The 17066-nt window shown below is 71.2% G+C and carries 13 protein-coding genes; all 13 read right to left on the reverse strand.

Annotated features, from left to right (window positions below; genetic code table 11):
* Window positions 1-58 precede the first annotated feature (58 nt).
* Complete coding sequence (locus tag FB453_RS27305; protein ID WP_145794854.1) at window positions 59-1468, reverse strand: GH1 family beta-glucosidase; 1410 nt, start codon at window positions 1466-1468, stop codon at window positions 59-61.
* Window positions 1465-3696, reverse strand: a complete 2232-nt coding sequence (yicI, locus tag FB453_RS27310) for an alpha-xylosidase (RefSeq protein WP_145794856.1) — start codon at window positions 3694-3696, stop codon at window positions 1465-1467. The genes FB453_RS27305 and yicI overlap by 4 nt, the downstream gene beginning before the upstream one ends.
* The gene (locus tag FB453_RS27315) at window positions 3693-4580 is read right to left on the reverse strand and encodes a carbohydrate ABC transporter permease (protein ID WP_145794858.1); all 888 of its coding nucleotides are present in this window, start codon (window positions 4578-4580) and stop codon (window positions 3693-3695) included. Before FB453_RS27315 ends, yicI begins: the two co-directional genes overlap by 4 nt.
* A gap of 1 nt (window position 4581) precedes the next feature.
* Window positions 4582-5550 (reverse strand): carbohydrate ABC transporter permease, encoded by a 969-nt coding sequence (locus FB453_RS27320; protein WP_145794860.1) that lies wholly within the window; start codon window positions 5548-5550, stop codon window positions 4582-4584.
* A gap of 67 nt (window positions 5551-5617) precedes the next feature.
* Window positions 5618-6922, reverse strand: a complete 1305-nt coding sequence (locus tag FB453_RS27325; RefSeq protein WP_112583001.1) for an ABC transporter substrate-binding protein — start codon at window positions 6920-6922, stop codon at window positions 5618-5620.
* A 76-nt stretch (window positions 6923-6998) separates the two neighbouring features.
* Window positions 6999-8030 carry a LacI family DNA-binding transcriptional regulator gene (locus tag FB453_RS27330; protein ID WP_486480496.1) on the reverse strand — a complete coding sequence of 344 codons (1032 nt, stop codon included), beginning with the start codon at window positions 8028-8030 and terminating at the stop codon, window positions 6999-7001.
* A gap of 274 nt (window positions 8031-8304) precedes the next feature.
* Window positions 8305-9213, reverse strand: coding sequence for an amidohydrolase family protein (locus FB453_RS27335; protein ID WP_145794864.1), 909 nt, complete (start codon window positions 9211-9213; stop codon window positions 8305-8307).
* Complete coding sequence (locus FB453_RS27340) at window positions 9210-10019, reverse strand: metal-dependent hydrolase (RefSeq protein WP_091404025.1); 810 nt, start codon at window positions 10017-10019, stop codon at window positions 9210-9212. The genes FB453_RS27335 and FB453_RS27340 overlap by 4 nt, the downstream gene beginning before the upstream one ends.
* A 103-nt stretch (window positions 10020-10122) precedes the next feature.
* On the reverse strand, window positions 10123-11754 hold the full coding sequence (locus tag FB453_RS27345; RefSeq protein WP_486480491.1) for a serine/threonine-protein kinase: 1632 nt from the start codon (window positions 11752-11754) through the stop codon (window positions 10123-10125).
* A gap of 119 nt (window positions 11755-11873) precedes the next feature.
* Window positions 11874-12206 carry a hypothetical protein gene (locus FB453_RS27350; protein WP_145794866.1) on the reverse strand — a complete coding sequence of 111 codons (333 nt, stop codon included), beginning with the start codon at window positions 12204-12206 and terminating at the stop codon, window positions 11874-11876.
* Between the two features lie 17 nt (window positions 12207-12223).
* A complete protein-coding gene (locus FB453_RS27355) occupies window positions 12224-13555 on the reverse strand; it encodes a serine/threonine-protein kinase (RefSeq protein ID WP_486480492.1) in 1332 nt (443 codons plus the stop codon).
* 83 nt (window positions 13556-13638) lie between these two features.
* Window positions 13639-14976, reverse strand: coding sequence for a glycosyltransferase family 4 protein (locus tag FB453_RS27360; RefSeq protein WP_186718584.1), 1338 nt, complete (start codon window positions 14974-14976; stop codon window positions 13639-13641).
* 136 nt (window positions 14977-15112) lie between these two features.
* Window positions 15113-17056, reverse strand: a complete 1944-nt coding sequence (locus FB453_RS27365; protein ID WP_145794868.1) for a glycogen debranching enzyme family protein — start codon at window positions 17054-17056, stop codon at window positions 15113-15115.
* Window positions 17057-17066: the final 10 nt, after the last annotated feature.

Genomic DNA, 17066 nt, shown 5'->3' on the forward strand with positions numbered 1-17066 from the left:
GGCGTCGCCGCCACCAGCCCTCGACGGGCGGGTGACGGCGACGCCGTGTGGGTCGGTGTCAGTCCTGTGCCTGGTCCAACTGACCCGTGGCGGCGAGGCGCTGGTACCAGTGGGCGCTGTCCTTCCAGGTGCGTACCTGGGTGTCGTAGTCGACCCGGATGATGCCGAAGCGACGGTCGTAGCCGTAGCCCCACTCGAAGTTGTCCAGCAACGACCAGACGAAGTAGCCGCGCACATCCGCTCCCTGCGCGCGGGCGTCGGCCATCGCGCCGATGTGCCGACGCAGGTAGTCGATCCGCCGCTCGTCGTGGATCCGGCCGTCGGCCGACACCACATCGTCGAACGCCGCGCCGTTCTCGGTGATCATCATGGGCTGGCTGGGGTATTCACGCTGGAGGCGCAGCAGCAGCTCGGTCAGCGCCGGCGGGTCGATGTTCCAACCCATCGCCGTGTACGGGCCGGGCTGCGGCAGGAAGTCGACGTTCTCCGCGGCGACCCACGGCGTCGAGGTCGAGGCGCCGTGCCCGTCGGCGTCGGATCGGGCCGACACCCCGTCCCACGCCCGGACCAGGGTGCTGGAGTAGTAGTTGACCCCGAGCACGTCCAGGGGCACCGCGATCAGCTTCTCGTCGCCCTCGCGGACGAACGACCAGTCGGTGACCGAGGCGGTGTCGGCCAGCAGGTCGGCCGGGTACTCCCCGTCCAGCATCGGGCCGAGGAACGCCCGGTTCGCCAGCGCGTCGATCCGCCGGACCGCGTCCTGATCGGCGGGCGAGTCGGACGCGCCCCGGATGACGTGCAGGTTCAGCGTCACCGACAGCTCGGCGGACGGGGCCAGCTCCCGGACCACCCGACCGGCCAGGCCGTGCGCGAGGTTGAGGTGGTGCACCGCGGCCAGCGCCGCCGCCGGCTCGGTCCGACCCGGCGCGTGCACCCCGGAGGCGTAGCCCAGGTACGCGGAGCACCACGGCTCGTTGAGCGTCGTCCAGGTGTGCACCCGGTCGCCCAGCGCACCGACGATGCCCGCCGCGTACTCCTGGAAGCGCAACGCGGTCTCCCGCGCCGCCCACCCGCCGGCGTCCTCCAACTCCTGCGGCAGGTCCCAGTGGTACATGGTGGCCACCGGGCGGACGCCCCGCTCCAACAGCCCGTCCACCAGCCGCGAATAGAAGTCGATGCCGGCCTGGTTGAACCGGCCCGAGCCGCCCGGCTGCACCCGGGGCCAGGAGATGGAGAACCGGTACGCGCCGAGCCCCAGCTCGGCGATGTGCCCGAGGTCGTCGGCCCACCGGTGGTAATGGTCGGCGGCCACGTCGCCGGTGTCACCGTTGAGGGTCCGACCCGGTGTGTGGCTGTAGGTGTCCCAGATGGACGGTCCGCGCCCGTCCTCGGTCGCCGCGCCCTCGATCTGGTACGCGGCGGTAGCCGAGCCCCAGACGAAGCTCTCCGGGAAGTGGTGTTGCGTCATCGTTCCGTCCCCTGGATCTCGCAGATGTAGCCCGTCGAGGTGCCGGCGACCAGTTCGGCGCTGGCCGTCCCACCCTCGTAGCGCACGTCGAACTCGGCACCCGGGCCGTTGCCGGGTGACGGTACCCGTACCCGGGTCCGCTGCCCCTCGGTCGGTGCGTACACCCGCAGTCGCACATCGTCGGCCCACTCGTAGTCCGGTCGGTCGGTCCGCGAGCCGAACGGGATGACAGCGCCCGGTCGGGCCAGCACCGGCAGGCTGTCGAAGTCGTGCTTCTCGGTCAGCCAGGCCGGGCCGGTGATCTGCGCGCCGGTGAGCAGGTGCGTCCAGGTGCCGGCGGGTACGTAGTACGTGACGTCGCCGTCGGCGCTGAGCACCGGGGCGACCAGCACGTCCGGGCCGAGCATGTACTGCCGGTCCAGGTGTGCCGTCGCCGGGTCGTCCGGGAACTCCAGGAACATCGGCCGCATCACCGGCGTCCCGTCGCGGTGCGCCTCCTGGGCGGCGGCCGCCAGGTACGGCATCAGGCTGAGCTTGAGGTGGGTGAAGTGCCGCAGCACGTCCACGGCCTCCTCGTCGTACGCCCACGGCACCCGGTACGAGCCGGAACCGTGCAGCCGGGAGTGCGAGGAGAGCAGCCCGAAGGCGACCCACCGCTTGAACACCGCCGGGTCGGGGGTGCCCTCGAAACCGCCGATGTCGTGGCTCCAGTAGCCGAAGCCGGACGACGCCAGGGACAACCCGCCGCGCAACGACTCGGCCATCGCGACGAACGTCGACTCGCAGTCGCCGCCCCAGTGCACCGGGAACTGCTGCCCGCCGGTGGTGGCCGAGCGGGCGAACACCACCGCCTCGCCCTCGCCGCGCTCGGTCTCCAGCAGCTCGAAGACCGCCTTGTTGTAGAGGTACGAGTAGTAGTTGTGCATCCGCTGCGGGTCCGAGCCGTCGTGCCACACCACGTCGGTCGGGATGCGCTCACCGAAATCGGTCTTGAAGCAGTCGACGCCCATGTCCAGCAGCGCCTTGAGCTTGCCCGTGAACCAGCGGACCGCGTCCGGGTTGGTGAAGTCGACAAGCGCCATGCCGGCCTGCCACTTGTCCCACTGCCAGACCGAACCGTCCGGGTTGCGCACCAGGTAACCGGCCTCGCGGCCCTCCTCGAACAGGTACGAGCGCTGTGCGATGTACGGGTTGATCCAGACGCACACCTTCAGGTCGCGCTCGTGCAGCCGGCGCAGCATCCCCTCCGGGTCGGGGAAGGTCGCCGGGTCCCAGACGAAGTCGACCCAGTGGAACTGACGCATCCAGAAGCAGTCGAAGTGAAACACCGACAGCGGCAGCCCGCGCTCGGCCATCCCGTCGACGAACTCGGTCACCGTCTTCTCGTCGTACGAGGTGGTGAACGAGGTGGACAACCAGAGGCCGTACGACCACGCGGGGATCCGGGCCGGACGGCCGGTGAGGGCGGTGTACCGGCGCAGCACGTCCTTCGGGTTGGGCCCGTCGATGACGTAGTAGGTGAGCGACTGGCCCTCGACGCTGAACTGGGTCTGGGTGACGACCTCGGAGCCGACCTCGAACGACACGTGCTCCGGGTGGTCCACGAAGACCCCGTAGCCGACGCTGCTCAGGTAAAACGGCACGTTCTTGTACGCCTGCTCGCTGGCGGTGCCTCCGTCGGCGTTCCAGATGTCGACGGTCTGCCCGTTCTTGACGAACGGGCCGAAGCGCTCGCCCAACCCGTACACCGTCTCGCCGACACCGAGGGCGAGCCGTTCGTGTACGTGGCGGCGGCCCTCGGCGTCGGTGACGACGCCGATGCTGCGTGCGGTGGACGCGGTGACCAGCCGGTCGCCGTGCAGGAAGTCGACCCGCCACCCGTCGATGAGCGCTACCCGCGCGGTCAGCTCGCCGGTGGTCAGCGTCGCGCTGAGCCCGGTGACGTCGACGGTGACCGGGTGCGTCTCGTCGGTGCTCAGCCCGAAGTGCGGCTCGCGGGGCAGCCCTCCGGTGTGGTGAGCGATGGTCACCCCGATGACGCCGGGGGCGGGGGAGAAGAACCGGACGGTGACCAGGGGGCGGTTGAGGGTGTCGCCGCGGCCGGTGATCTGACCGGTCGGTGCGAAGACGGTGAATCCGCGCTCGTCCGGCTCGACCGACTCGACGGTGCCGGGCCGCAGGACGCTGACGCCGGGGCGCAGCTGCCAGTACCCGTCGGTGAACTTCACTTCTCGGCTCCTGCCGTGATGCCGCGCGCCAGAGTGCGCTGGAAGATGAGGAAGAAGAGGATGGCCGGCACCAGGCTGATCAGCGCGCCGGCGTTGGTGGTCGGAGCGTCCATCAGCCGGTCGCCCTGCAACGACGCGAGCGCGACCGGAATGGTCTGCGTCTGGTTGTCGATCAGCATGACCAGCGGGATGAGGAACTCGTTCCACGTCCAGATGAAGAAGAAGATGAGCAGCACCGCGAGGGTGGGCCGCAGGTTGGGGAAGACCACCCGCCACAGCACCGTCCACTTGCCGGCGCCGTCCAGCGCGGCGGCCTCCAGCAGCGAGCGCGGGAACGTGCCCATCACGGAGGCGAGCAGGTACGTGCCGAACGCGCTCTGGATCACCGTGAAGATGATGATCACCGAGAGCTGGGTGTTGTAGAGGCCGACCTGCTTCGCCACGTAGTACAGCGGGTAGATCAGCGCCTCCTGCGGCAGCATGTTGGCCAGCAGGAAGAGGCCGACGATCCACAGCCGGCCCCGGACCCGGCCGATGCCCAGCGCGTACGCGTTGAGCAGTGACACGGCGACGCCGAGCACGGACACCGAGCCGGCGATGACCGCCGAGTTCCAGAACTTCAGCGGGAAGTTCACCTCGGTCCAGTACGTGCGCAGACCCTTCGTGTAGAACTCCGTCGGCCAGCTCAGCGGGCCGCCCGAGGAATAGTCGCCGGGCGACTTGAACGCGTTGAGCAGCATGAACGCGAACGGCACCAGCATGACGAGCGCGCCGAGGGTGACCAGGGCGAGCACCACCCAGCGGCTGACGCCGCGGTGGTGTCGATCGCGTACGGGCCGGGCCGGCGTCACCGGCACCGTGCTCGGTGTGAGCGAGACGGCCATGTCAGAACCCCCGGTCCCGGCGCTCGCTGCGGGCCTGCATCCAGATGAAGATCCCGGCCACCACCACGATGATCAGTGTCAGCACCATGGAGATCGCGGAGCCGTAGCCGACCTGCAGCTTCTTGAAGAACGTGTAGTAGGCGAAGTACGAGGGCACGTTCGTGGCGTTGTCCGGGCCGCCCCGGGTCAGGGCGAAGATCGGCCCGAACACCTTCAACGCGGCGATGGTGCAGGTCAGCGCCACCACGAAGGTCTCCGGCCTGATCTGCGGAAGGGTGATCGCGCGGAACCGGTGCAGCCAGTTCGCGCCGTCGACCTCGGCCGCCTCGTACAGCTCGGGGTCGACCCGCTGCAACGCCGCCATGAAGACGACCACCGGGTAGCCGATCTGCACCCAGATCATCACGGCCATCACGGCCGGCAGGGCGGTGCCCGGGTCGCCGAGCCAGTCGTGGCGTAACGCCCCGAGACCGACCGCGTCGAGGAGGCTGTTGAACGCGCCGTCGGGGCGCAGGATCCAACCCCAGACGATGCCGGCCACCACGACGGGCAGCACCTGCGGGAGGTAGAACGCGGCCCGCAGCGCGGCGGCCGTGCGGGGCTTGAACCGGCGGCCGATGACGTCGAAGAGCACCGCGGCGAGCAGCAGCCCGAGCACTGTGGGCACCACCACCATCGCGACGAGCATCCAGACGGTGTTGCGGAACGACGCCCAGAACACGTCGTCCTGCAGCAACTGCTGGTAGTTGTCCAGGCCGACCCACCGGGGGTCACCGATGCCGGACCACTTGGTCAGCGACAGGTAGAGGGTGCCGACCAGCGGCGCGCCGATGACCAGGAGAAAGAGCACCGCTCCGGGGAGCAGGTAGAGCCAGTACGCCGCGTTGCGGCCGCGGCGTCTGCGGCTGGGCGCGGGCGGGGCGGGGGTCGCGGCCGGCGGTGTGGCGGCGACCGTCTCGGAGACAGCCATGGAAGATCCTTCCCGGCGGGGCTGGCGGGCGCGCCGGTCGTGCCGGTCGCGCCCGCCGCTCGCCGTGTCACTTGCCGGTGATCTCCTTGACGCCATCGGCGTACGGCTTGGCGATCGTGTCGAGAACCTGGTCGGGCGACTTCGAGCCGTTGATCAGACCCTGGAAGCCGGAGACCAGCACGTCGTAGTAGCCGGGGACCGGCCAGTCCGGGTAGAAGGCGAGCCCGTCGGACTTGCTGACCGTGTTGAAGTCCTCGATCAGCTTGCGGTCCTTCGGGTCGCTGATCTTCGACGCGTCAGCGGCGACCGGAACACCACCGTTGTTGCCGATCAGGTCCTGGATCTCCGGACGCAGGGTGATGTCGATGAAGTCGTACGCCAGGCTCTTGGCCTTGCTGTTCTCCGGGACCACCCAGAGGTTGCCGGACGAGCCGGCCTGCAGGGTGTTGCCGGGGAAGAGGAAGGTGTCCCAGTTGGCCTTCATCTCGGTCTTGAACCGGCCGTACCACCAGCTACCCGAGACGATCATCGGAACCTTGCCGCCGATGAAGGCGGTGCCCATGTCCTCGGCCTTGAGGCTGGCCGAGTTTTTCGCGACATAGCCCTTCTGCACCCACTGGGCGAAGGTGTCCGCGCCGTACTTGAGCGGGTCGGCCTTGAAGTCGACAGGGTTCTTGTAGAGCTGGTAGTTGTCGACGAACTGTCGGTCGCCCTTGGAGAGGGCGAGCTGGTAGAACAGCTGCCCGGCCGGGTATTCAGCGCCGGCCATGCCCAGCGGGGTGATGCCCTTGCCGACGAAGGTGTCCATCGCGGCGGTCATCTCGGCCATCGTGGTCGGGACCTTGACGCCGTTGCTCTGGAACAGGTCCTTGTTGTAGTAGACGGTGACGTACTCGCCGTAGTTCGGCACACCGAACCACTTGCCGGAGCCCATCACGCCCTTGTCGCTGTACCGGGCGGTGGTCTGCAGGCTGGGGCTGAGCTTGCCGGCCCAGCCGCGCTTGTCGGCCTCGCTGCTCAGGTCGGCCAGCAGGCCCTGGGAGGAGAGCAACCCAGCGGTCGCGTTGCCCTTGTTGTACTCCATGATGTCCGGGCCCTCGGACGAGTTGATGATCATGCCCGCGTTCTGCTGGATCTGCTCGAACGCCTTGCGCTCGAAGCGCACCTCGACGCCCGGGTGCTCGGACTTGAAGAGCTCGATCGCCCGGTTCCAGCCGACCCCCATGGCGCTGTTCTCGCTCTCGTAGTGCCAGAGCTTGAGAACCTTGGCGTCGCTGCTGTCCCCGTTGTCACCACCGCCGCAGGCGGCCACGGTGGTCGTCGCTGTCGCCGCCAGGGCGATCGCGGCGACGAGCCGGCGGAATCGCTGCATTAGCATCCTCCTCGTTGAGTATCTAGCCGGTACTTCACGGGGCCCGTCGTCGCGTTGCAGCGCGGCGGCGGGCCATTTACCGATCGGCCCCCAGTGGGTGGCGGCTTCGGGGCTGTGCGGTCGACCCCCGGATCTCCAACGTGCACGGCAGCAGTTGCTGGTGACGAAGGTCAGCGGGGCCATCCAGGTGGCGCGTCAGCGCCTCGATCGCGATCCGGCCGAGCGCCGAACCGGGTGACGTCATCGCGGTCAGCGCCGGGGTGGCCAGTTCGGCGACCTGCGGCGAGGTGACCATCGAGACGACGGAGACGTCGTCGGGAACGGACAACCCGCGGCCGGTCAACTCGCCGAGGATGCCGAAGATCGCCGTCTCGTTCATGGCCAACACCGCGGTCAGCTCCGGGGCCTGTGCGAACGCGGCGGCCAGGGCAGCCCGCCCGCCGGCGGCGCTGTCCTCGGCCGCGATCATCACCGGCTCCAGGCCGTGCCCGGTCATGGCGGCGGTGAAGGCGTCACGGGTACGCAGCGCGGGCCCGTAACCGCTGGCCAGCGTGGCGGCCGAGTGGTTGACGTAGACGATCCGCCGATGCCCGAGGCCGACCAGGTGCGCGACGGCCTCCCGGACGGTCTGGTCGAAGTCGATGTCGACGTAGGAGAGCGTGCTGGTGTCGCCGGTGCGGCCGATCAGCACCAGCGGCACCCCCGCCTCCTGGAGCACTGTGACCCGCTCGTCGGCCAGCTGGACCTCCATCAGCACGACCCCGTCGAGCATCCGCTGACTGGCCAGCCGACGCAGGTCGTCGAGGTCGCCCCCGCCCACCGGCGAGAGCACCAGGTGGTAGCCGGCGACGCTCGCCGCGGCGGCGGCACCGGTGACGAAGGCGGTCTCGGTGGCGCCGAGGCCGCGTTCGTCCATCGGCATCAGCAGGCCCAGGATCCGGCTGCGACGACTGGCCAGCCCACGTGCCATCGCGTTGGGCTGGTACTCGAGCTGTGCCATCGCGGCGAGCACCTTGTTGCGGGTGGCCTGCGAGATCGGCCGGGTGCCGGTGAGGACGTACGAGACGGTGCTGACCGAGACCTGCGCGAGGCGGGCGACGTCGTGCATGGTGGCCACCGCGCACCTCCTCCGGCCTGGGGTGGGACCGCTCCCGAACTTCGTCGAAGCGTTTCGACGAAGCGGTTCGACAGGACGCTAGGCCACCTGTTACGGCGACGTCAATAGCCGATGTCGAAAAGAATTCAGCGGGGTGCGCGGCACCCCGGCGCGCGCCCGCGTAGCGAGCAGACCGCGCCGATCTTGCGGTTCCTGTTGCCGATATGGATTGATATGCACCTTGTGTCGGGACAGAAAGTGCAAGATCGCGGAGCTGGGCGGGGGGTCAGGGAAGGTTGAAGAGGGTGGCGGCGCTGTTCCAGCAGACCGCGCGTAGCCAGTCGTCGCCCAGGTCCAGTTGGGCCAGCCCGGTCACCTGGTCGGCGTACGGGTACGGGATGTTCGGGAAGTCGCTGCCCAGCAGCACCTTGCCGGCCAGCCCCAGCTCGCGCAACCGGGGCAACTCCTCGGCGGGGAAGGGGACGAACTGGTCGAAGAAGGGCGTGAAGGCCATTGTGGTGTCCAGCCGGACCCGCTCGTACGTCTCGGCGAGGTCCAGGAAGGCCCGGTAGTCCGGAGCGCCCAGGTGCGCCACCACGGCGGTCAGCCGAGGGTGGCGGGCGAGCAGGGCGGCGAACGGGTCCGGGCCGGTGTTGGCGGTCCCCACCGGTGCGTGGCCGGCGTGCACCACCACCGGCACACCCGCGTCGGACAGCATTCCCCACACCGGGTCCAGGGCCGGATCGGTCGGCGCGAAGCCGCCGACCTGCAGGTGCAACTTGAACACTCGGGCACCTTCGGCGAGAGCCGCCTCGACGTACCCGGGGGCCTCCGGCTCGGGGTAGAACGTGGCCGAGGCCAGGCACCCGGGGGTGTCGCGGGCGAAGTCCAGCGTCCAGCGGTTGAGTTCCGCCGCCATGCCCGGTCGGTGCGCGTACGCCAGGGCGCTGAACGCCCGCACCCCGAGCCGGCGCAGGTGCGCGACCCGGTCGGCGTCGCTCCACCGGTAGCGGATCGGCCATTCGGTGCCGACCAGCGGCCCGGCGGCGTCGAAGTAGGCCCACACCCGACGCAGCAGGCGCGGCGGCAGGAAGTGCACGTGCACGTCGGCGAGGCCGGGCAGCCCCAGGGCGCGGCAGAGCTCCGGTACGCGTTCGTCCTCGGCCGGCGGGATCGCCGGCGCCGGATCGGTCATATGTCGATGTCGAAACGGCTCAGCACCGAGGGCGCGATCAGGCCGACGGTGGCGAGCGCGGAGACGACGGTCAGCGCGATGCGCATCCCCACCACTTCGGCCTTGCTGCCGACGCGCAGGGCGATGCTGTTCGGCAGGCCGATCATCATCCACATGCGCCGCTTGATCGGGATCGGCCAGAGGATCGGCACGCCCGCTCTGGTGATCATGTCGCCGAGGATGTGCACGAAGCAGCCCACGCCCAGCGCAGTGCCGATCAGCGGATAGCCGCGTCCGCCCGGCAGGTTGGCGAAGGTGAACCAGGCCGCCCCGGCCGACGCGAGAGTGATGATCACCCATCCGGCCCGCTCGGCCCACTCGTCGAACAGCCCGCGCAGCGCCAGGCCGAACATGAAGAACAGGATGGTGATGACCGCCCACTTGCCGTACGCGGCGCAGAGCGCGGTGGTGCCCCAACCGACCAGCAGGGTGAACGGCAGCGTGTGGGTCAGCGTCCGGTGCCCGTTGTTGCGGCGTGGGTCCCTGCTGAGCTTGGTGGCGTAGTAGACCCCGAGAGAGATCTTCTCCATCACCTCGGCGGCGAAGAGCGAGAAGACTCCGAAGGTACGGGCCACGGTGGCCCCACCCTGGTTCTTGGTCACCTTGCCCGACATGTCGAGGTCGGGAAAGAGCGCGCCACCGGCGCACACCGCGGTGCCCACCGCCAACGCGAGCGGCGACTGGTGGTAGTCGGCGAACTGCTCCAGTGCCCAGGAGCCAGCCAGCCACACCGCCGCGCCGGACAGCGCGTGTTGCGGTCCCATCATCTCGGCTCACCCTCCCCAGGGATCTTGAGCGCCCAAAACTACGCCACTGTAGTAAGCGTCGGCGCCGCAGGGGCATCACCCGGAAGGTCCACATCGGACCGTGTCAAAGGGTGGGGGTGAAGCTCTGCCGGATCATCGGCAAGTATGCCGCGTTGACCTGCCAGTCGAACTCTTCTGTCAACCACGAGACGGTGTAGGAACGGTCGGCCGAGGTGTTGGCCAACAGCCGAAAGCTGTGTACCGGAACGCCGACGGCGTTCTGCCAGCCGCACTCCCACACCGCGCCACCCTCGAAGATGTCCATCGCGGAGATGTCCACCCTGCGATAGCCCGGCAGCGCCGCAGTCGCGGTCAGCCGAGCCTCCTCGGCCTTCCAGTACGCCACCGGATCCGCGCGGGCCGGCCCCGCCTCCACGCTGAGCACCCGGGACCCGCCGGATTTCCGGAAACAGGTCACCGAGCCCTCGGTCCAGCGCGCCCACCCCACCGGCGCGGCGATCCGGAACCCGGTCGGGTCGTCGTACCAGGTCCAGCCCTCGCGCAGCCCGTACTTCACGTCGGGTGGCGGTGACACCGCCCCCACCGGGGTCGCCGACGGTGGCGGGGCCGACGTGCAGGCGAACGCCGCCGGCCGGGAGGTCGGCGCGCCACCACCCGAGCCGGACGGTGGGGTCCGATCATCGTGCCGGTTGACCAGCGCCAGCGTGACGCCACCCGCGACGAGCAGAGCGGTGGCCGCACCACCCAGGGCGATCAGGCGTCGACGCCGGCCGGGTGGGCGCCGCGGGCGCGGGCTCGGGGCCGGCGTGGCCGGCTCGTCCGGCGGGGCCACCGGTTCGACCGGGTGCGGCGCTATGGCCCGCCCGGCGCTGAGGACCGCCGCGACCGCCGAGGAGCGGACCGACCCGGCGGGCTCGTCGTGGCTCGCCGCGGCGCTGCGCAACAGCGGCTCGGCCTCGGCGGCGGTCAAGCGCCGCCAGGGGTCGCGCTGCAACAGGCCGATGAGGGCGGGACGCAACGGGCCGGCCCGACGCATCGGATCCGGTGGTTCGGTGGCCAGTGCGCTGAGCGTCGCCATCGCGCTCGACCGTGCGTACGGTGACTGCCCCTCGACCGTCGCGTAGAGCGTCGCGCCCAGCGACCACATGTCGGTGCGGGCGTCGGACACCCCTTCGCGGGCCCGCTCGGGGGCGACGAACTGCGGCGAGCCGAGCACCGTGCCGGGCCCGGTCATCACACCGTCACCGCCGTCGAAGGTGGCCAGCCCGAAGTCGGTGAGCACCACCCGCCCGTCGTCGGCCACCAGCACGTTGTGCGGCTTCACGTCACGGTGCAGCACCCCGGCGGTGTGCGCGGCGCGCAACGCGGCGAGCACCGCCAGCCCGATCCGGGCGGTGCGCTGCGGGCTCAGCGGCCCCTCGGCGCTGATGATCTGCTGCACCGATCGCGACGGCACGTACTCCATCACGATCCAGGGGCTCTCCCGGTCGTGGACCACGTCGTAGAGGCGGACCACGTTGGGATGGTTGAGCCGGGCGGCGGTGCGCGCCTCACGCAGGGTTCGGAGCCGCAACTCCTCGCGCTCGGTCTCGGCCAGCCAGGACGGCGGCACGACCTCCTTCACCGCCACGTCGCGATGCAACATCTCGTCGCGAGCAAGCCACACCCGGCCCATGCCGCCGGTGCCGACCAGGTCGAGCAGCCGGTACCGACCCGCGATCAGCAACTGATGCACGGTCGCTCCCCCTCGGTCACCCCGGGATCCACGATAGCCACCAATGCCGGCTTTCTCATCCACTGAGCGGCCTCGATCCACGACGGACGGTGGTCCGGATCATGGCCATACGGTGCAGGTCAGCGGGGTGGTCGGAAACTCTTTCGCACCCGTTCCCAGTCGGCTGCGGCCCCGGCCCAGTCCTCGTCCCGGGTGATCCAACCCAGCGTCCAGCGGTCGGCACCGAGGACCTCCTGCCGGGCGTGCAGCCACGGGCCGTGCGGCGTCTGCCAACGGAGTTCCCACTCGGCTCCGCCGTCGCCCTCGGCGAGCCGGATCTCGTCGTACCCCGGCAGGGCGCCTGCCCCGGCCGCCGTCTCGCGGGCGGTCTGTAGAAGCTCCAGGGGGCCGACCGTGCCGCCTTCGGCGACGCTGAAGGCCCGGCCGGTCGCCGGGTCCTGGAAGCACGCCACCGTGCCGTCGCGGGAGGTCAGCCACTTCGCCGGTACGGAGACCCGGAAGCCGGCGGTGTCGGCGTGCCAGACCCAGCCTGGCGGCGGCCGGAATTCCTCGCCCGGGTTCGGCGTACCGCCTGCACGGGCGATCCGACGACGTCCGGGCGGACACAGGCGAACGGGGGCGGGGGGACGTTCCGCCCCCTCGGTGGCGGGCCGGGGCCGAACGGCCCGCCGTTGGGCGGACGGTTCGGCGACGGGGTGGACCAGCCGGTGGGGTCGCGGGGCTTGTCGTCGGCGACGGTCAGCGCGGTGGCGACGCCGGCCACGACGGCGACCAGCAGCGCGACGGCGACCACCGCGACGCGACGCGCGGTACGCCCGGCGGCGGCCGGATCCGGCGTGGCGGAGGAGCCACCGGCCGCGGTCGGGGCGGCCGGGTCGGGCAGCGGAACGGTGGGCTCCTGGTCGTCGGGGTCGTCCGCCGTGGCGGGGTGGCCAACGAGCCCTGGCACCGGCCCGTCGACCGACTGTCGGTCGGTCGCCGACGGCGGGTCGGCGCGGCCGGTCGCGGCCGTCCTGAGCAACCGGCGGGCCGTCTCGTGGTCGAGGCGCTCGCGCGGGTCGCGGCGCAGCAACCCGTCAAGTACCGGCGCGAGCGCCCCGGCGTGCGGGGCAGGGTCCGGCGGGCCGGCGGCCAGCGCGCTCAGGGTGGCCATCGCGGTGCTGCGGGCGTACGGGGACTGCCCCTCCACGGCGGCGTGCAGGGTAGCCCCGAGCGACCACAGATCGGCGGCCACCGTGGACACCCCCTCGGCGGCCCGCTCCGGAGCCACGTACTGCGGGGAGCCGAAGACCATGCCGGGGCGGGTCATCGCGCCGTCGCCACCGTCGAAGGTGGCCAGCCCGAAGTCGGTGAGCATCACCCGCCCGTCGTGCGCCACGAGCACGTTCTGCGGTTTGATGTCGCGGTGCAGCACCCCGGCGGTGTGCGCGGCCTGCAGCGCGTCGAGCACGGCCAGCCCGATCCGGGCCGCGCGGGCCGGCTCCAGCGGCCCTTCGGCGTCCACGACGTCCTGAAGTGTGCGGGACGGGACGTACTCCATGACGATCCATGGGCTGCCGTCGACCGCGACGACGTCGTAGAGCCGGACCACGGCGGGGTGGTTGAGTCGGGCCGCGGCGCGCGCCTCCCGCATGGTGCGTGAGCGCACCTCGGCCCGTTCAGCATCGGCCAACCAACTCGGTGGAACGATCTCCTTGACCGCCACCTCGCGGTGCAGCATCTCGTCGCGGGCGCGCCACACCCGACCCATGCCCCCGCGACCGACCAGGTCGAGCAGCTGGTACCGACCGGCGATCAGCACCTGTGCACGCTCCTCCTCAGCCGCTGTCCGGGCTACACCCTAACCAGCGGATCGGAAGTCACCTATCGGTCGTCCGACTCGGCTCAGCAGGCGGCGTGGTCGACGGCGGCGGCGAGCAGGTTCCCTTCCGGGATGGCGATCCGGCTCCGCCCGCCGCTCAGTCGGGCGGCCGCGCGTCGGGCCTGCACGGGGCCGTGCTCGCGACGAGCGGTGGCGTAGCTGGCGGCGGTGCGGGCCGCGATGGTGGCCCAGCCGTACCGCTCGCCGACCATCGTGCGGGCCCGGCGGGCCAGCCGCCGAGCGAAGACCTCGTCGCCGAGCAGTTGGCCGACCGCGCCGGCGAGCGCGTCCGGGTCGCTGTGCGGGAACGTCACCCCGGTCACGCCGGGTTCGACGATCTCGGCGAGGCCGCCGGTACGGGCCACGGCCAGCGGCGCTCCGGCGGCCGCCGCCTCCAGCGCCACCATGCCGAACGGCTCGTAGAGGCTGGGCACCACTGTCGCGTCGGTGGCGCCGAGCATCGCCGGTAGTTGGGTGGAGTCGAGGAACCCGGTGAACCTGACGGTCGAGCTGAGGGCCAGTCGCCGGGCTTCCGCCTCCAACTCGGTGCGGTACGGGCCGTCGCCAGCGATCACCACGCGCAGCCCCGGGTGTCGTTCGCGGAGCCGGGGTACGGCGTGCACCAGGTGCTGGACGCCCTTCTCGTAGACCAGCCGCCCGGCGTACCCGACCAACGGGCCGTCCCCGGCGAACCGTGCCCGGGCCGACGCGACCGCTCGGGGGCGGGCCCGCCAGGCCCGGTCGTCGACCCCGTTGGGCACCACGTCGACCTGGGCGGCCGGTACGTCGAACAGCGCGGTCACCTGGTCGCGCATGTACCCGGAGCAGGTGATCACCCGGATGGAGGAGCCGCTGACCCAGTGCTCCACGCCGTGGATGGTGCGGTTCATCTCCTCCGGCAGCCAGCCCTGGTGCCGACCGGCCTCGGTGGCGTGCATGGTGGTGACCAGGGGGAGGTCCAGGTGCTCGGCGAGGGTGACAGCCGTGTGGGCGACGAGCCAGTCGTGGGCGTGGATGACGTCGTAGGAGCCGGCCTGGGTGGCGCGCAGGGCGGTGCGGGTGAGGGTGTGGTTGAAGGCCATGGTCCAGGCCAGCAGCGAGCCGGTGGCGAGGGGGAAGGCCACCGGGTCCTCGGGGGCGCGCAGGATGCGTACGCCGTCGGCGTACTCCTCCAGGGGCGCGCCCTCTGAGTGGCGGGTGACGACGGTGACCTCGTGGCCGGCGGCGGCGAGGGCGACGGAGAGGGCGTGCACGTGTCGACCGAGACCGCCGACGAGCACCGGCGGGTACTCCCAGGAGAGCATCAGCACCCGCAGCTGTCGGGCGGGGTTGATGTCGATCACGTGGGCATCGAGTGACATGCGGCCCCCTTTGAGTTGTCCCCGGGCGCGCGCCGACCGACACCGAATCGATGTCGCCGTCGCGTCTGGATCGAGGCCAATCCTGCCGGGATCGCGATAACCAGCGGCGACACCACCGTTGCGGTCGTGTAAAGCGCTACTGGCTCTTTCGCCGCACCCGCAGCAGCTCGGCCACCGACCATGCCTGGAACGGGCACCCGGTAGCGGTGTGCGGCGCGAGGCCATCGGCCGTCTCGCTCACCGAGCCTAACCCATATTCCATCAAATGGGCCTCAATGCCAACGAATACGTCATCGACGGACATCTTCCCCCGACGCGCGGCATCCACGTATGGGCCGAGCAACCACGGCCAGACCGTGCCCTGGTGGTAGCCCCCGTCCCGGTCGGCCGGGCCGCCCCGGTGCCGGCCCACGAACTCCGCGGAATCCGGGGCCAGACTGCGTGGCCCGAGCGGGGTGAGCAGCCCGCCCGCGATCCGCCGCAGCGTCGCCTCGTCCGGCTCCATCGGCGCGTACGGCAGCGACCAGGCCAGCAGCTGGTTGGGGCGCAACGCGTCGTCGTCGTGCAGGGCGGCGCCACCCAGCGGGTACGCCGGCGCGGGCGCGTCCAGCACGTCGTGCAGCCACCCGGTCGGAGCCGGGAACCGCTCCCGGAACGAGGCGGTGGCCTGCCGGTGGCGTCGCCACAGCTCGTCGGCGTCCTGCCCGGCCAGCTCGGTCAGCTCCGCGAGCCCGGCCAGCCCGTTGATCCACAACGCGTTGACCTCGACCGGTTTGCCGGTCCGCGGGGTGACCGGCACCCCGTACACCCGGGCGTCCATCCAGGTCAGCGCGGTGCCGGCGGCGCCCTGGGTGAGCAGCCCGTCGGCCGGGTCGACCCGGATCCCGTACCGGGTGCCGGCGGTGTGGGCGTCGATCACCGCGCGCAACGCGGGCAGCAGTTCGTCGCCGAGGTCGGTGTCGCCGGTGACGGTGACGTGCCGGCTCACCGCGTGCAGGAACCACAGCGTGCCGTCGACGGTGTTGTACTCCACCCGGCCGGTGTCGGCCGTGTTGGCGAGCATCCCCTCCGACAGCGTCGCCGCGTACGCCCGCAGCAGCTCGCGACCCTCGTCGGCGCGACCCGTGCAGAGGAACAACCCCTCGTACGAGATCATCGTGTCGCGCGACCAGGCCCCGAACCACGGGTAGCCGGCCACCACGTCCACCGCCGCCTGGTTGGTGCGCACCACGAAGGCGTCGGCTGCCAGCGCCAGGGTGGCGTCCATGTCGTCGGCCGGCTTCGCCGTCGCGACCACCCGCCGGTTGCGTCGCCTCGCGGTCGCCACGATCTCCGTGGCCGGCGGCGGCTCCTCGTCGAGTCGACCGGCCCAGGCCCGCACCGACACGGTGTCGCCGGGGCGTTCCAGCTCACCGGAGAAGCGGCCCGCGTACCAGAGGTCCTCGTCCGGGTGCAGCCCCCGGTTGGCCTCCTCGCGGTGGTGTACGCCCAGCCACCACTGCCCCTCGGGCGCCCAGCCCGGGCCGGCGAGCCGGTACGCGCCCTCGACCACCGCGCCGTCGGCCACCGCCTCGACCTGCGGGATGGGGCCGTCGGCCCGCCGTTCGCCGTGCGCGTCCCGCCAGGTGCAGGCGGCCGACAGCTCCAGCCGGACCGGACCACCGGCGACCAGCCGGTGCACCACCGCGACGCAGGAACGGCCGGGCAGCATGGCCAGCTCCCGTTCGATCACCACCGCGCCGATCCGCCACCGCCACCGGGGTAGCCCGTCGATCAGGTCGAAGCGCTCCAACAGCTCGAAGCCGCGCGGGTCCACGTCGCCGGAGGCCCACTCGTGCGCACCGAGGCGCACCCGCGCGCCGGACGGCAGGGTGACCGCCGGATCGAGGCTGACCAGTCCCACTTGGCGGGACGCCGGCGTTTCGCCGGGAACCACCAACAGACCGTGGTAGCGACGTGTCCGCAGCCCGCCGACAGTGCCCATCGCATAGCCGCCGAGGCCGTCGGGGACCAGCCACTCCCGGCTGGCCGCGCTGGTCAGGTCGCCGCAGATCTGCGGGCCGAAGTGAATGTCGATCAACTTTCCTCCA

It is taken from the genome of Micromonospora sp. CNZ322, assembly GCF_007827755.1.

Coding starts and splice junctions, on each gene's coding strand:
- FB453_RS27305 (WP_145794854.1), bottom strand. CDS start 1,468: ATGACGCAACACCACTTCCCGGAGAGCTTCGTCTGGGGCTCGGCTACC.
- FB453_RS27315 (WP_145794858.1), bottom strand. CDS start 4,580: ATGGCCGTCTCGCTCACACCGAGCACGGTGCCGGTGACGCCGGCCCGG.
- FB453_RS27320 (WP_145794860.1), bottom strand. CDS start 5,550: ATGGCTGTCTCCGAGACGGTCGCCGCCACACCGCCGGCCGCGACCCCC.
- FB453_RS27325 (WP_112583001.1), bottom strand. CDS start 6,922: ATGCAGCGATTCCGCCGGCTCGTCGCCGCGATCGCCCTGGCGGCGACA.
- FB453_RS27330 (WP_486480496.1), bottom strand. CDS start 8,030: ATGCACGACGTCGCCCGCCTCGCGCAGGTCTCGGTCAGCACCGTCTCG.
- FB453_RS27335 (WP_145794864.1), bottom strand. CDS start 9,213: ATGACCGATCCGGCGCCGGCGATCCCGCCGGCCGAGGACGAACGCGTA.
- FB453_RS27340 (WP_091404025.1), bottom strand. CDS start 10,019: ATGATGGGACCGCAACACGCGCTGTCCGGCGCGGCGGTGTGGCTGGCT.
- FB453_RS27360 (WP_186718584.1), bottom strand. CDS start 14,976: ATGTCACTCGATGCCCACGTGATCGACATCAACCCCGCCCGACAGCTG.